Raw genomic sequence first — 14434 nt, forward strand, 5'->3', positions numbered from 1 at the left:
ACGGCTCAATCTTCTAGATTTCAATGATGTTCCCCTCTACACCGGTACACCTACCGGGGGATGGCATCTTCGCACGGCACGTGTGTCGGTTGTGAAGGGGGTTGCACAAGTGGAATCACCAGTGCACGGACCTCACTTGACCACCGCCGACCAGTCACCCGGCGACTGCGCCGGGTCCAGGCTGCGCAGGTTCGCCAGCGTCTCCGGCTTCTGCACGTCCATCCAGTCGGCCAGTTCCTTGAAGGAGACGCACTTGACGCCCTTCTTGGTGCAGACGTTCTTGACGACCTGGTCGATGGCCTTCATGTAGATGCCGCCGTTCCAGTCCTCGAAGTGGTTGCCGATGAACAGCGGTGCCCGGCTGCCGTAGTACACGCGGTTGAATCCGGCCATGTAGGAGTCGACCGTCTGCTGCTTCCACTGCGGGTACATCGCCGGGTTGCCGGTGGTCTCACCGTCGGACTGGTTGTAGAGGAAGTTGAAGTCCATCGACAGGGCCTGGATCTTGTCCCCGTACGGGAGCAACTGCAGCGGGAAGTTCCAGATGCCGTTCTTCTTCGACGGCCATATCTGGAAGTCGCCCGTGGAGCTGGCGTCATAGCGCCAGCCGTAGCTCTTGATGGCCTTCAGCAGGTTCGGCTGGCCCTCCAGACAGGGCGCGCGGCCCCCGGTGACCTCCTTCTCGAAGTCGAAGGGCAGTGCCGGGATGTCCGTGTAGCCGGTGTTGGTCTTCCAGTTCTCCACGAGGGAGAAGAACTGGTCGATCTCCTGCTTCCAGTCGTCGACGCTCCAGTCCTTGCCGCTGCCCTTGGTCTCGCAGAAGTGGCCGTTGAAGTGGGTACCGATCTCGTTGCCCTCGTCGTACGCCAGGCGCAACTGCTCCAGGGTGGTGCGGATGTGCTCGTCGGTGGGGTAGTCGATGGCCGCGGCGCCGGGCTTGTGCTGCGGCGGGTGGTACAGGTCCTTCTTGCTCTTGGGCAGCAGATAGATGCCGGTGAGGAAGAACGTCATATGGGCGTCGTACTGCTTCGCCAGCTCCCGGTAGTGGGAGAAGAGCTCGTCGTCGCCCTGCAGCGCGCCGTCCCAGGAGAAGACGACGAACTGGGGCGGCTTCTCGCCCGGCTTGAGCGGTACGGCCTTCAGCTCCCCCTTCTGGGGGCCCGTGTAGGAGGTCGAGCCGTCGCCCAGGATCTTGGTCTTACCGTCCCACTTGGGCTCCTTGCCGGGCTTCGGCGTGGCGGACCTGGAGCCCTTGGCGGACGCGGCGGGCGCCGTGTTGTCCTGGCGGGTCAGCGCCAGGAAACCGGCGACCAGCGAGGCCACGACGAGGAAGGCGGCCAGGGTCATCACTTCCGGGCGCGTTGCGCGGCGGGGTGCACGGCGGCGGGCACGGTCCCGGCGGCGACGGCCGGTCGGCTGCTTCCTGTTCATGCGCGGCTCATTCTGTGCGGGGGGGTGGGAGGTCGTGGGGTCATCGAGGTCAACCGAGGCCCATGGCCTTCGCCCATATGACGTACGGAATGCTGTCAGAGGTTGTACCGGCCAGGCCCTTGAGCGGAAGTGGTTCGAGGCTCTTGGCCAGGTCCATGCGGTAGACGACGACCGCGGTCGACACGGAGTCGGCCGTCCCGGCGTACCAGGCGGCGGTGTCGTTCTCGGTGGTCCCGGCCTTCCCGCCCGCCGAAAGGGCGGCGCCGGTGCGCCCGTCCACCGGCGTGGCGGGGGTGGCCGCGGTCGGGTGTGCGGTCAGCAGGGAGTCCGTCAGCGCCTGGGAGACCTCCTCCGCCACCCGGGCGCCGATCGCCCGGCGCTGTGCGGGGATGTCCATCCTGACCACCGAGCCGTTGCGGGTGATACGGCGCACCGAGTACGGGTCGGTGTGCTGCCCCTGCGCGGCGAAGGTGGCGTAACCGCTCGCCATCCGGATCGCGCTGGGCGTCGAGTTGCCCATGGACATCGCGGGCACCTGCGGCCCCATGCTGGAGGAGAGCAGGCCGGCCGCCTCGGCGGTCTGCCGCACCCTGGCCAGGCCGGTGTCCATGCCGAGCTGCATGAACGGCGTGTTCACCGACAGGGCGAGCGCCCTGCCCAGGCCGATCTGCCCGTAGGACTGCCGGCCGTCGTTGTGGGCGGCGACCCGCTTGCCGCTGCGGTCCCAGTACGGCCCCTCGGGGGTGGTGACCGGGACGCCGTCGTCGCCGTTGTAGAGGGTCTGCGGGGTGACCGGGGTCGCGGGGCCGTTGCGGGTCTTGTGGACGCCGTGCTCCAGACCGGCGGCATAGACGAACGGCAGGAAGGCCGAACCGGCCCGGACGGTGGACGCGTTGGACTCGTTGAAGCCCTGCGTACGGTGGTCGGGGCCGCCGTACACGGCGAGGATCCGGCCGTCGGTGGCGACCGAGGCGGCACCGTAGTGCGCGGTCTTCACGCCCTTCGGGTCGTCCTGCTTCGCCTGCTTGCGGGCCTTGGTGACGGCGTCGGTGAGCTGGAACTCCCGCTTGCGGTCGAAGGTCGTGTAGATCTGGTAGCCGCCGAGGTCGAACTGCTTGTCCGAGATGTGCGCGGACTTCTTGGCGTACTGCTGCGCCAGCTCGACCAGGTAGTCGCTCTGCTTGCCGGTGTCGTAGACCCGGGCCGTCTTGAGCGGCTCGGGGAACGTCTTGTACCGGGCTCGCTCCGACGGCGACAGCTTGCCGATCTTGACCATCCGGTCGAGGATCCAGGTCCAGCGCTCCACAGCCCGCTTGTGGTTGGCCGCGCTGAGCGTGGGGTCGTAGAGTCCCGCGCCCTTCAGCAGGGAGGCCAGCATGGCGGCCTCGCTCGCGTTGAGCTTGCTGACGTCCTTGCCGTAGTAGGCCTGTGCCGCGCGCTGGATGCCGTACGTTCCGCGGCCGAACCAGCTGGTGTTGAGATAGCCCTCGAGGATCTCGTCCTTGCTCATCTTGTTGTCGAGCTTGAGGGCGATCATCGCCTCGGTGAATTTGCGGCTGATGGTCTGGTTCTGGTTCAGATAGACGTTTTTGACGTACTGCTGAGTAATAGTGGAGCCACCCTCGGTGTCCCCTTGGCCGACCGTTCTCCACAGCGCTCGGGTGATGCCCTTGAAGGAGATTCCGGGGTCGGAGTAGAAGCTCTCGTTCTCCGCCGCCAGCACCGCCCAGCGCACGTCCTCGGGTATGTCCTTGAGCGGCATGGCCTGCCGCTGCACCCAGCCGGTGCGGGCCATCGGCGTCCCGTCGGACCAGAAGTAGACGTTGTCCTGCTGGGTGGCGTACGTGTTCAGGTTGGTCGGTATGTCCGTGGCGGCGTAGGCGACGACCAGGAACAGGCTGAGCAGACCGAAGGACGTCAGCCAGGCGCCCAGCCACTGGCGCCAGGAGGGCACCCAGCGGCGCCAGCCGGCGCGGCCGGGGCGCGGATAGAGGGGTTTGAGGCGGCGGGCGTACGGGGCGAGCGGCGCGAGCCGGGGGCCCACGGCGGCACGCAGGCCGGAGAGCGCGGCGATGAGGCGGGCGCGGGGGGTGGGGCGGGCGCTGCGGCGGCGGTCGGCGCGGCCGCCGGAGGCGGGGGGCGGCGGTGGAGGCGGCACGCGGAGTTGCATGGTGGCGTCCGCGCGCAGGGCGTCGACCTTCAGATGAAGGGTCTCGTCCGCGTTCAACGGCTCACCGGCTCCGGGCCGGGCGTGGTCTTCGCCCTCCGGGTCGTCCGCCCGCTGCGATGCGTCGGTCACGACTGCGTCTCCCCTCGCACTTCGTCTTGCTCGCGTGGGTTGAGACTCAGCGGGTGGCACAGCCGCGGCGGGCGCGGCGTCACGAGCCCCCCTGTTCCCCCGGTCTTACGGCTCCTCGCGGCCTGCCTAAATTATCAGTGATCTTTTCAAAATCTCCGCACAAGTATCGGACAGAGTCGAACACTCATGAAATTCTGAGGTGTAGTGATTACCGTCACGCCGGTTAACCTGTGCTTATGCCTCGCTACGAGTACCGCTGCCGGACCTGCGGCGACACGTTCGAACTGAGCCGTCCCATGGCACAGTCCTCCGACCCCGCCTCCTGTCCCGCCGGCCACGACGACACGGTCAAGCTGCTGTCGACGGTAGCCGTCGCGGGTTCGGCCTCCGCACCCGCCCCCACGCCCCGTGCGGGCGGCGGCGGAGGCGGCTGCTGCGGCGGGGGCTGCTGCGGCTGACGCCCCCTGGGAGAGCCCCTGGGGTCAGCCTAGGACGGCCGCCGCACCGTCCGCAGGAACTCCCGCAGGATCCGCTCCCCGGCCAGCACGCCCCGCTCGTGCAGCGCGCTGATCGCCGGCGCCGTCCAGTCGGCGTCGGCCAGTTCGCCGTGCCCCGGGCGCCAGCCCCGGTCGGCCGCGAGCAGCAGGTCGGCGTCGAGCAGGGAGTCACCGGCCGCCAGGGTGAGGTCGGCGCCGGTGCGGCGGGCGAGCTCACGGACGGCGGCACTCTTGGTGAGCGGCTTCGGCACGGCGTAGATCTTGCGGCCCTGCAACGAGACCGTCCAGCCCCGGTTCTCCGCCCACACCGCGAGCTCCTTCACCCACTCCTCGGGCAGCAGCTCGCGCTCGACCACCAGATAGGCGAAGAGGTCCTCGGCGACCCGGTGCTTGCGCACCCAGGCCGGGTCGGCGGTCTCCGCCAGATGCGCCCGCACCTCGTCCAGCGGCGCGCACTCGTCGGCCAGCCGGTTCACCACCTGCGCGTGCCAGTCGGGGTCCGAGACGCCGTCCACCAGCAGATGGCCGCCGTTGGCACAGATCGCGTACTTCGGCGCCGGGCCCGGCAGGTTGATGCGCAGGTACTGCTTGCGGGTCCGGGTCGTCGTCGGCACGAACACCGCCGAGTCGCCGAGGTCGCCCAGCAGCTCCGCCGCCGTCTCCGTCATATAGGACAGCGGCCTGCTCTCGTGCACCTCCACGCACAGCAGCCGGGGCGCCCGCGCGTCCGGCATGGTCAGCGCCAGGGCCGCGGAGGAGTAGATCAGCGTACGGTCGAGGTCGCTCGCCACCAGCACCGGCATCAGACCGTCACCGCCTTGCCGTCGGCACCGGTCGCACCGCGCGTGTACCGGGGGTGGATGAGACCCACACAGGTGTACGGCAGTTCGTCGACCTCCTCGACGGGCACCCCTCTCTGCTCGGCCAGCAGCCGGACGTGATCGAGGTCGGGGCCCGCCCCGGCGCGGGCGAGGATCTTCCAGGGCACCCGGCGCAGCAGCACCCGGGTGGTCTCGCCGACGCCGGGCTTGACGAGGTTCACGTCGTGGATGCCGTACTCCTTGCTGATCCGCTCGACCGCGGCCCAGCCCTCCCAGGTCGGGGTGCGGTCGGCGGCGAGGAGCTCCTTGACCGCCGTGTCCACGGCGTCCGTGACCTCGGGGAAGCGCGCGGCGACGGCGTCCAGGAAGGCCACCGACACATCCACGCCGGCGAGTTCGCGGTAGAACTTGGCGCCGTGGAAGTCGTTCGGGCCGACCAGGTCGGCGCGCAGGACGGTGCGTGAGATCAGGCCCGAGACCGTGGAGTTGAGGCAGGCCGACGGGATGAGGAAGTCCTCGCGGGTGCCGTACGTCCGCACGCAGGAGCCCGGGTCGGCGAGCACCGCGATCTCCGGGTCGAAGCCGGTGATCCCGTCGCCCGCCTCGAACTCCTCGATGGCGTCGGCGAGTTCGCGGGTGATCGCGCCCTTGCCCGTCCAGCCGTCGACGAAGACGACGTCCCGCGGATCGTGGTGTGCGGCCAGCCAGCGCAGCGCGTTTGCGTCGATGCCCCGCCCGCGCACGATCGACACGGCGTAGTGCGGCAGGTCGAGTCCGTGCCGGTACTTGGCCCAGCGGCGCATCAGCACGCCGACCGGGGTGCCCGCGCGGGCCAGGGAGACCAGCACCGGCCGGGGCGACCGCTCGGCGATCACCGTCTCGGTGACCACGCCGACCGCGTGGGCGATCCGTTCGGCCGAGTCCTCCAAGGCCGCGTGGAACAGTCTCTGGTACTGCTCGCTCGGCTGGTACTCCACCGGCAGCGACTCGGCGTAGTGCGCGCCGCCGCTCTGGATCGCCTCCTCGCGCTCCTCGGTCGGCGCCTCCAGCGTCACGTCCGAGAGGTCCTGCAGCAGCCAGCCGACCTCGTCGGGCGCGTACGAGGAGAAGGCGGGGCCGCGGAGGGGCTCGGGCAGCATGGCGGGCCTTTCGGGTACGTACAGGGGCTCGGGCACATACGACGGTACGACGGCGAGCAGAACGTGCGGCGTGTGCGCGGCCAGCCGGGCCAGCAGGCCGTCGGGGGCGTGCAGCCGGGGCGTGTCGGCGGCCGAGTCGACCACCGCGACGACGGTGTCGAAGCCGGCGCCCGCGACGTTGTAGGCGTAGCGCTCGCCGGGGCCGTCGGCCGGGTCGTCGTGCGCCGGGAAGACCAGGCGGGTGCGTATCGCGTAGCCGGGGTCGTCGACGGCGAGGACGGGCGAGCGGGTGGTGGTGGAGTAGCGCACCTCGACGTTGGCGACCTGCTCCAGCTCACGGGCCAGCCGCAGGGGTGCGTACATCAGCTCCTCGAAACCGAGGACCAGGACACGGCGCGCGCCGCCGGGTATCGCCTCGGCGAGCCGGGCGGCCATGGCGGGCAGGGCGCGCTCCAGCCGGGCCCGGTGGGCGGGCGTGAACCCGTGCCGGCCGCCGTCGGGCAGACCGCGCGGCCAGTGCAGCTCGACGCGGGTGATCCGGCCGTCCTCGGCCCCCGGTGCGGGCGCCTCCCGGGACTCGTACCTGGCGACCAGCTCCTGGCCCTTCTCCAGCACCCCCTCGGGCAGCCGTACGGTGCCCGAGGCGGCGGCGACCAGGTCCACGCGGGCGCCGATCTCGCGGGCGAAGCTCTCCAGGCGCCCCGCGTCCGCGGGTGAGCGCATGTCGACGAGGGCGACCACGACGTACCGTTTCCGCGGGTAGCGCTCGTGCAGGTCGCGGATGGTGTTCAGGACCGTGTTGCCGGTGGAGAACTCGTCGTCGACGAGGACCAGCGGGCCGTCGCCGGCCAGCAGCGCCGGGTCCTCCGGCAGCAGCAGGTGCGAGGTGGCGTGCGAGTGCGACTCCTCGAAGCCGCCCGCCCGGGCGACGCCCGCGACCGGGCGGCGGGTGGAGTGCAGATAGGGGGCGAGGCCCAGGCCGTCGGCGACCGAGTGGCCGAGGCCGGTGGCGGTCTCCGCGTAGCCCAGGACGACCGCCCTGCCCGCCTCCTCGTCGCCGAGGAGCTCGCGCACCCTGCGGCCCAGGGCGAACCCGTGCCCGTACACCACACCCGGCGACTGCGGCACATGCTTGCCCAGCACATTGGAGACGAGCAGATGCGCCCGCTTGGGGTTGCGGCGCAGCGCGAGCCCGAGCAGGCCCGTCAGCGTGTCGTCGCCCAGCAGTCCGACCCCGAGTCGCTCGGCGACCCAACTGCCGGACCAGGCCCCGTTGTTCACTGCCTTGTTCATGCGTTCCTTGGGTTGGGCGGTGGTCAGCCGGGGATCCCGGCGGCGAGCAGTTCCACGAAGCTGACGTCCTCGTTGGCAACACCGAACACCTCGGCGCGCAGCATGGTCCGCTCGGCCCAGGCGCGGTGCGGCTTCACTTCGTTCATCTTGTTCGTGTAGGCCGACCTGAGTACACCCCCGCCGCCGCGTTCCGGCCGCAGAATGTCCTGGGCGTCACTGAACTCCTCGTGACTGACCACTGACAGCGCGTGCACCGGCAGGACGTGCGAGGGGTGGATGCAGGTCTTGCCGAGCAGTCCGTTGGCCTGGTCCAGGGAGATCTCCCTCAGCAGCCCGTCCATCGCGTGCTCGATCAGTCTCTCGCGCAGCTCGACGGCCTGCCCCTCGAGGAAGGGGCTGGTCCGCAGCATCGGCTTGAACATGCGCTCGGGGACCCGGAAGTACTCCCACACCGGACCGGTCACCGTGAACCCGGTGCCGTCGGCCCGCCCCAGCATGTTCACCACGTCGGCGATCACGGACGCGATGATCTGCACGTCGTACGCCGTCATGTCGGGGGCGCGGCGCAGTCCGTACGAGGAGCAGAAGTCCGTGACGCCCAGGCGCAGCGCCAGCACCCGGTCGCGGAACTTGTCGACCGCGCGGGCGATGCCCTCCAGGGCGTCGACGCGCGATTCCCGGTACATCAGCTCGGGCGTCTCAAGCACCGGCATCCCGAACAGCCGCCGCCCGCTCTCCGCCTCGGCGGCGGCAAGCGCCTCGAGGAAGGGGATGCCGCGCTCCTCGGTGAACTTCGGGAACACGAATCCGGACAGCAGCCGGACGGTCGCTCCCAGACGGCGCACCAGGTCGGCGATCTGTTCCGGATTGCGGACCCGGATGAAGAGCAGGGGCAGGCCCACGCCCGCCCGGGAGTCGAGGTCGACGAACTGGCGTACGAGATTCTCCTCGCCCGCCGGAACGTCCTCGTCCCCTATCGAGTCCTCCAGGCACAGCACCATCGAGACCACGCCGTGCGAGGCCTGCTTGACGATGTCGTCGGCGAGCCTCGGCCGGGTGGCCGGGCTGTACAGCGTGGCGCCCAGGGCCGCGGAGAGCAGCCGGGCCGGGGAGTCGGCGGTGAACTCGCACGGCTCCTGGTGGAAGAGACGCTGCCGCACCTCAGGGGCGATGTGCCCGAAATGACGCATAGAACTCCCCCGTGGCGCAAGGTGACCGAGTGGATTTGGTGGACAGGTGGCCGGTAATAGTACGTACGGATCCATGTCATGGGTTCCCGCCAGGCATGAACTTCAGGTAACGCCGGCAAGCACAGCCCTGTCGGTTGCGGTTACCCCGCATTGTCGTGACCAGGACCGAGAAGGCAGGATGACCGCATGACGCACGCGATGCTGAAGGGGTCGAACGTCCCGCTGGAAGCCACGACGGTGCGCGCCGTGCTGCGCTGGACGCCCGGGCAGGGGGTCCCGGATGTCGATGCCTCGGCGCTGCTCCTCGGCCCCGACGGTCGTGTGCGCTCCGACGAGGACTTCGTCTTCTACAACCAGCCCCGGCACCCCTCCGGGAAGGTGTGGCGCCTCGGCAAAAAGCGTATCGCCGAGGGTCTGACCGACACGATCCAGACGGATCTCGCCGGTGTCGAGACCGGTGTCAGCCGTATTCTGCTGGTCGCTTCGGCGGACGGCGTCGCCTTCGAGCACGTACGCGCACTGCGCATCGTGCTGTACGACGCGTCCACCGCCGACGGCGATCCGCTGGCCCACTTCGACATCAAGCCGGAGACCGGCGCCGAGACCGCGCTGATCTGCGGCGAGCTGTACCGGCGCGGCGAGGGCTGGAAGTTCCGGGCGCTCGGCGAGGGCTACTCGAACGGCCTGAAGGGCCTGGCGACCGACTTCGGCATCTCGGTGGACGAGTCGGAGGGGGCCGAGGAGCCGCCCCAGTCCCTGCCCCTGCCCCCGGAGCAGCCGACCGTGCTGCCGGAGCAGCCGACGGTGCTGCCGACACAGTCCGCGTACGGCTATCCGCAGCCGCAGACCTCTGGGCCGGCCCAGACCCAGCCGGCCTACGGCTATCCGCAGCCCGCCGGCCGGCCCGCGTACGGCTATCCCCAGGCACCGGCCGCGGCGGCCACCTCGGCCCAGTCCGGCTACGGCTATCCGCCCCCGGTGACAGCGGTCCCGAACCCGGACTTCCGGCTGCCCCCGCAGGGCCCGCAGTTCATCGGCCGCTGAGGGTCTACTCCACCTTGGTCTTGTAGCCCCGGCCCCACTGCAGTCCCCACCCGTAGAGCCGGTCCAGCTCGCCCTGGAAGCCGTAGACGAACTTGACCTCGCGGCGGACGAGCAGTTCCCCCTTGACGTTCTCGATCATCACGACGGCACACGAGCGGGCCTGGGGATGCCGCTCGTCGAGGCCGATCTCGATGCGCGGGCCGTTGCTGGGGTAGAGCGTGACGATGGCGTGGGTGCGGTCGAAGGCCGGGGTCTGGTCGTAGATGTAGACGAAGACCAGCAGCCTCTTGATCTCCTCGCGGTGGTCCAGGTTGACGTAGATCGTCTCGCCGGACGCCGACCCGAACCGGTCGTCGCCGCTGAGTTTGACGTACGGCGGCGAGTTGACGTCCCCGAGGTAGTTGCCGAGCGGCTGGACGACGCCCTTGGTGCCGTCCATGAGCTCGTACAGGCAGCCCAGGTCGAGGTCGACGTTGACCATGCTCTGCCCGTGGCCCAGCACCTCCGCCGGCCTGAGCGCCTTGAAGGGGTGCCGGAACAGACTGGTGCGCTGGTCGCCGCCGATGTCGGACGTCCGCATGCGCCAGGTCAGGTTGACGCGCAGGTGCCCGGTGGCCGCGTCCTGCTTGGTCAGGGACACCTGCTGATGCCGTTTGGTGAGCTTGATCGAGTTGGTGGCGGCGCTGCCCGAGTCGAACTCGGCAGCCCGGCCGGCCAGCAGCCCGTCGAAGAAACCCATTCCCGCCCCCCACGTACATGCGTGTCACAACACTGCGGGCGGCCGCCGTCGACAGCCGCCCGCAGTGAGCGTTCCTCACCGGAGCCCGGTTCACACCGCCGAGAACGAGACCCCGGCGAGTGAGCCGAAGGGGCGCGCCGGAGGCGAACCGAGCCGAATAAAGGGGGCCTAGACCCCCGACGAGACCTCGGCCTTCTCGTCCGAGCCCGCGTTTCCCTCGGCCTCCGCCAGAGCGCGGTTGCGGCGGACGGAGGACCAGAAGGACCAGGCGATCAGGACGACGCCGACGAGGCCGGTGATGACCTCGTTGATCTCGTACTGGATGGTGACCATGAGGATCACGGCCAGCGCGCCGATCGCGTAGTGGGCGCCGTGCTCCAGGTAGACGTAGTCGTCGAGGGTGCCCTGGCGGACCAGGTAGACCGTGAGCGACCGGACGTACATCGCGCCGATGCCCAGGCCCAGCGCCATCAGGACGATGTCGTTGGTGATGGCGAACGCGCCGATCACGCCGTCGAAGGAGAAGGACGCGTCCAGGACCTCCAGATAGAGGAACATGAAGAACGCGGCCTGCCCCGCCAGTACCACCGGCGAGCGCTTCTTGCCGGCGCGGGCGGCCTCTTCCTCCTCCTCGTGCTCCCGCTCCTCCGCTTCCTCCAGCCTGTCCTCGAAGTAGCCGGAGAGACCGCCGACGATCATGTACGTGATCAGACCGGCGATACCGGCGATCAGCACCGTCTGCGCCTTGTCGACGTGCGCGCCGCCGTGCTGGTGGGCGTGGGTGGCGAAGGTGAAGGAGGTGATCAGCAGGACGATCAGGGAGATGCAGACCGACAGCATGTCGACCTTGCCGAGCTTGGCCAGCGGCCGCTCGATCCAGCGCAGCCACTGGATGTCCCGGTCCTCGAAGATGAAGTCGAGGAAGATCATCAGCAGGAACATGCCACCGAAGGCGGCGATCGCCGGGTGGGCGTCGGTCACCAGTTCCTGGTAGCGGTCCTTGTTGTTGAGAGCGAGGTCGACGGCCTCGATGGGGCCCATCTTGGCGGTGACGGCGACGATCACGACCGGGAAGACCAGCCGCATGCCGAAGACCGCGATGAGCACACCGACCGTGAGGAAGATCTTCTGCCAGAAGGCATTCATCTTCTTCAGGATTCCGGCGTTGACCACCGCGTTGTCGAACGACAGGGAAATCTCGAGGACGGAGAGGATCGCCACGATGCCGAAGGCCTCCCACCCCCCGTAGAAGACCGCCGCGACCAGACCGAGCGCGGTAATCGCGAACGACCAGCCGAAGGTTTTCAGAAGCACTGGCTACCCAATCGTGTGTGTACGGGTCTCCCCCGCGCCGTACTCGGCTTTACTCATTGTTGACCCCGAAGTGTAGGGCCTGTCCCTCAAGCCGGGCCAGGAGGGGCGCCCGGCCCCGGAACACACAGGTCCGAGATGGTGCGGCCACCCGTCGGGGCCGTCTACGAGACGTTGACCCCGAAGTCGAGGGCGATGCCCCGCAGCCCCGACGCGTACCCCTGTCCGACGGCCCGGAACTTCCATTCCCCGCCGTAGCGGTAGAGCTCGCCGAAGATCATGGCCGTCTCGGTGGACGCGTCCTCGCTGAGGTCGTAGCGCGCGAGCTCCTGGCCGTCGGCCTGGTTGACGACCCGGATGAAGGCGTTGGAGACCTGGCCGAAGGTCTGGCCGCGCTCGTCCGCCATATGGATCGAGACCGGAAAGATGATCTTGTCGCAGACGGCCGGGACCTTCAGCAGGTCGACCAGAATCGATTCGTCATCGCCCTCGCCCTCACCGGTGAGGTTGTCGCCGGTGTGCTCCACCGAGCCGTCCGGGCTCTTGAGCTGGTTGTAGAAGACGAACCACTCGTCGCCGAGCACCCGCTGGCCCTGGCACAGCAGCGCGCTGGCGTCCAGGTCGAAGGGGGCTCCGGTGGTGGAGCGTGCGTCCCAGCCGAGCCCGATCAGCACATTCGTGAGATTGGGTGCGGCTTTGGACAGGGAGACGTTGCCCCCCTTGGCGAGCGTGACGCCCATGATGCTGGTCCTCCCCTAGGTGGTGCTTCTTCGGTTGTCCTGCACGTCCGGCGCCGACCGTAAACGGTGCGGCGCCGGACGAGGCGGTCAGATCTCAGACGTTGACGCCGAAGTCCTGCGCGATGCCGCGCAGGCCCGAGGCGTAGCCCTGGCCGATGGCACGGAACTTCCACTCCGCGCCGTGCCGGTAGAGCTCGCCGAAGACCATGGCCGTCTCGGTGGACGCGTCCTCGCTCAGGTCGTAGCGGGCGATCTCGGCGCCGCCGGCCTGGTTGACGACACGGATGAAGGCGTTGCGGACCTGGCCGAAGGACTGCTGGCGGTTCTCGGCGTCGTAGATCGACACCGGGAAGACGATCTTGTCCACGTCGGCCGGGACCGTCGCCAGGTTGACCTTGATCACCTCGTCGTCGCCCTCGCCCTCACCGGTGAGGTTGTCGCCGGTGTGCTCCACCGAGCCGTCCGGGCTCTTCAGGTTGTTGAAGAAGACGAAGTTCTGGTCACTGCCGACCTTGCCCGACGAGTCCAGCAGCAGGGCGCTGGCGTCGAGGTCGAAGTCGGTGCCGGTCGTGGTGCGGACGTCCCAGCCAAGACCGATGAGGACCGCGGTCAGACCCGGGGCCTCCTTGGTCAGGGATACGTTGCCGCCCTTGCTGAGGCTGACTCCCACGAGTCCCTCCATGTCGTGTCCAGGGGCGGGGAGCCCCGTGGTGCTTCGGATACCGGATCAACGATTCGATCCTAGTGACGGGTTCCCGCCCCCCGCAGGCCCTGGCCCCGAAGAATCACAGGGTGTCGAGCGCCTTCACGTACTCGTTCAGGTCCCGCGCGTCCGGCAGGCCGTTGATCACGGTCCACCGCACGACGCCTTCCCTGTCGATGATGAAGGTCCCGCGGACGGCGCAACCCTTGTCCTCGGCGAAGACGCCGTAGGCGCGCGAAATGTTGCCGTGCGGCCAGAAATCGCTCAGCAGGGGGTACTCCAGGCCCTCCTGCTCGGCGAAGACGCGCAGGGTGTGGATGGAGTCGTTGGAGACGGCGAGCAACTGGGTGCCGCGGTCCTCGAACTTGGGCAGGTTGTCCCGCAGCTCGCACAGCTCCCCGGTGCACACGCCGGTGAAGGCGAACGGGTAGAAGAGCAGCACCACGTTCTTCTCGCCCCGGAAGTCGGAGAGCTTCACGGTGCGGCCGTGGTTGTCCTTGAGCTCGAAGTCGGGCGCCTTGTCGCCGACCTGGATCGCCATGGTCCTGCATCCCTTCGGAGGGGCTGTTCGGGTGGCACCACCCTACGCAGCCGCCATCGGGGCACAGCGACGGCCGGGCTGGGCCTTCGGCCCAGCCCGGCGGAAATCAGCTCGTCCGGCGACGGACGACAGTCACTTCTTCGATCAGCGCTTGGACTTCGCGGCCTTCGGCGTCACCAGCCGCGAGCCGCTCCAGTCCTTGCCCACACTGACGCTCTTCGAGGCCGACAACCCCGCCGTCACGGCGGCCTCCGAGATGTCGCTCGGCTCCACGTACCCGTCACGGCCGGTCTTCGGCGTGAGGAGCAGGATCGCGCCGCCCTCCTCGATGTACGTGGTGGCGTCCACCAGCACATCCGTCAGGTCGCCGTCCTCGTCGCGGAACCACAGCACCACGGCGTCCGCGACGTCGTCGTACTCCTCGTCCACGAGTTCGCTGCCGATGACTTCCTCGATGGACTCGCGGAGCTCCTGGTCGACGTCGTCGTCGTAGCCGATCTCCTGGACCACCTGCTCGGGCTGGAACCCCAGCCTGACGGCAGGGCTCGTCCGCTCCTCCGCGTGGTCCGCGGTCGCGCTCACGGGTTGCCTCCTGATCATGTCTTGGTAAGTATCTCAGCCACGCGCGTGCGCGAAGCATTGGCCGTAGTCCACACGGGCGGGACGGATCGCGCAAGTACCCGGCC

Annotated in this window: 13 protein-coding genes; 2 read left to right on the top strand and 11 right to left on the bottom strand. The window is 69.0% G+C overall.

The annotated features are described in order from the left end of the window. Nucleotides 1–132: 132 nt before the first annotated feature. Together Q8A52_RS30575 and Q8A52_RS30580 are read right to left on the bottom strand one after the other, a co-directional pair. Entirely contained in the window at nucleotides 133–1431 is a 1299-nt protein-coding gene (locus Q8A52_RS30575) for a polysaccharide deacetylase family protein (RefSeq protein ID WP_316757270.1), read from the bottom strand. 49 nt (nucleotides 1432–1480) lie between these two features. Then, complete coding sequence (locus tag Q8A52_RS30580; protein WP_316757674.1) at nucleotides 1481–3601, bottom strand: transglycosylase domain-containing protein; 2121 nt, start codon at nucleotides 3599–3601, stop codon at nucleotides 1481–1483. 365 nt (nucleotides 3602–3966) lie between these two features. Between Q8A52_RS30580 and Q8A52_RS30585 the strand changes: the two genes are divergently transcribed. Further along, nucleotides 3967–4188 carry an FmdB family zinc ribbon protein gene (locus Q8A52_RS30585; protein ID WP_316757272.1) on the top strand — a complete coding sequence of 74 codons (222 nt, stop codon included), beginning with the start codon at nucleotides 3967–3969 and terminating at the stop codon, nucleotides 4186–4188. A 29-nt stretch (nucleotides 4189–4217) separates the two neighbouring features. Here the strand turns inward: Q8A52_RS30585 and Q8A52_RS30590 are convergent, their stop codons facing one another. The 3 genes from Q8A52_RS30590 to Q8A52_RS30600 are packed head-to-tail and all read right to left on the bottom strand — an operon-like array spanning nucleotide 4218 to nucleotide 8670. Continuing rightward, nucleotides 4218–5030: an HAD family hydrolase gene (locus Q8A52_RS30590; RefSeq protein ID WP_316757274.1), complete on the bottom strand. Its 813-nt coding sequence runs from the start codon at nucleotides 5028–5030 to the stop codon at nucleotides 4218–4220. Beyond that, nucleotides 5030–7480: a phosphoribosyltransferase gene (locus Q8A52_RS30595; RefSeq protein ID WP_316757276.1), complete on the bottom strand. Its 2451-nt coding sequence runs from the start codon at nucleotides 7478–7480 to the stop codon at nucleotides 5030–5032. The genes Q8A52_RS30590 and Q8A52_RS30595 overlap by 1 nt, the downstream gene beginning before the upstream one ends. Before the next feature lie 23 nt (nucleotides 7481–7503). After that, entirely contained in the window at nucleotides 7504–8670 is a 1167-nt protein-coding gene (locus tag Q8A52_RS30600; protein ID WP_316757278.1) for an HpcH/HpaI aldolase/citrate lyase family protein, read from the bottom strand. Nucleotides 8671–8856: 186 nt separating this feature from the next. Here Q8A52_RS30600 and Q8A52_RS30605 point away from each other — a divergent pair, with 186 nt between their 5' ends. Continuing rightward, on the top strand, nucleotides 8857–9714 hold the full coding sequence (locus tag Q8A52_RS30605; RefSeq protein ID WP_316757279.1) for a TerD family protein: 858 nt from the start codon (nucleotides 8857–8859) through the stop codon (nucleotides 9712–9714). Between the two features lie 4 nt (nucleotides 9715–9718). Here the strand turns inward: Q8A52_RS30605 and Q8A52_RS30610 are convergent, their stop codons facing one another. The 6 genes from Q8A52_RS30610 to Q8A52_RS30635 all read right to left on the bottom strand — a co-directional run bounded on the left by Q8A52_RS30610 (nucleotide 9719) and on the right by Q8A52_RS30635 (nucleotide 14330). Continuing rightward, entirely contained in the window at nucleotides 9719–10453 is a 735-nt protein-coding gene (locus tag Q8A52_RS30610) for a TerD family protein (protein WP_316757281.1), read from the bottom strand. Nucleotides 10454–10621: 168 nt separating this feature from the next. After that, the gene (locus Q8A52_RS30615; protein WP_316757283.1) at nucleotides 10622–11767 is read right to left on the bottom strand and encodes a DUF475 domain-containing protein; all 1146 of its coding nucleotides are present in this window, start codon (nucleotides 11765–11767) and stop codon (nucleotides 10622–10624) included. Nucleotides 11768–11928: 161 nt separating this feature from the next. Beyond that, entirely contained in the window at nucleotides 11929–12504 is a 576-nt protein-coding gene (locus tag Q8A52_RS30620) for a TerD family protein (RefSeq protein WP_316757284.1), read from the bottom strand. Between the two features lie 94 nt (nucleotides 12505–12598). After that, a complete protein-coding gene (locus Q8A52_RS30625) occupies nucleotides 12599–13174 on the bottom strand; it encodes a TerD family protein (RefSeq protein ID WP_316757286.1) in 576 nt (191 codons plus the stop codon). Nucleotides 13175–13289: 115 nt separating this feature from the next. Beyond that, nucleotides 13290–13748 (bottom strand): peroxiredoxin, encoded by a 459-nt coding sequence (locus Q8A52_RS30630; RefSeq protein ID WP_316757288.1) that lies wholly within the window; start codon nucleotides 13746–13748, stop codon nucleotides 13290–13292. A 144-nt stretch (nucleotides 13749–13892) separates the two neighbouring features. Continuing rightward, entirely contained in the window at nucleotides 13893–14330 is a 438-nt protein-coding gene (locus tag Q8A52_RS30635) for a DUF3052 domain-containing protein (RefSeq protein ID WP_263208317.1), read from the bottom strand. Between the last annotated feature and the right edge of the window lie 104 nt (nucleotides 14331–14434).

The organism is Streptomyces herbicida (assembly GCF_032656585.1).
Classification (GTDB): domain Bacteria; phylum Actinomycetota; class Actinomycetes; order Streptomycetales; family Streptomycetaceae; genus Streptomyces; species Streptomyces herbicida.

Excerpts from the sequence above, each read along its gene's own strand:
- Q8A52_RS30575 (WP_316757270.1), bottom strand. The coding sequence starts at position 1,431 with ATGAACAGGAAGCAGCCGACCGGCCGTCGCCGCCGGGACCGTGCCCGC.
- Q8A52_RS30580 (WP_316757674.1), bottom strand. The coding sequence starts at position 3,601 with ATGCAACTCCGCGTGCCGCCTCCACCGCCGCCCCCCGCCTCCGGCGGC.
- Q8A52_RS30585 (WP_316757272.1), top strand. The coding sequence starts at position 3,967 with ATGCCTCGCTACGAGTACCGCTGCCGGACCTGCGGCGACACGTTCGAA.
- Q8A52_RS30590 (WP_316757274.1), bottom strand. The coding sequence starts at position 5,030 with ATGCCGGTGCTGGTGGCGAGCGACCTCGACCGTACGCTGATCTACTCC.
- Q8A52_RS30595 (WP_316757276.1), bottom strand. The coding sequence starts at position 7,480 with ATGAACAAGGCAGTGAACAACGGGGCCTGGTCCGGCAGTTGGGTCGCC.
- Q8A52_RS30600 (WP_316757278.1), bottom strand. The coding sequence starts at position 8,670 with ATGCGTCATTTCGGGCACATCGCCCCTGAGGTGCGGCAGCGTCTCTTC.
- Q8A52_RS30605 (WP_316757279.1), top strand. The coding sequence starts at position 8,857 with ATGACGCACGCGATGCTGAAGGGGTCGAACGTCCCGCTGGAAGCCACG.
- Q8A52_RS30610 (WP_316757281.1), bottom strand. The coding sequence starts at position 10,453 with ATGGGTTTCTTCGACGGGCTGCTGGCCGGCCGGGCTGCCGAGTTCGAC.
- Q8A52_RS30620 (WP_316757284.1), bottom strand. The coding sequence starts at position 12,504 with ATGGGCGTCACGCTCGCCAAGGGGGGCAACGTCTCCCTGTCCAAAGCC.
- Q8A52_RS30630 (WP_316757288.1), bottom strand. The coding sequence starts at position 13,748 with ATGGCGATCCAGGTCGGCGACAAGGCGCCCGACTTCGAGCTCAAGGAC.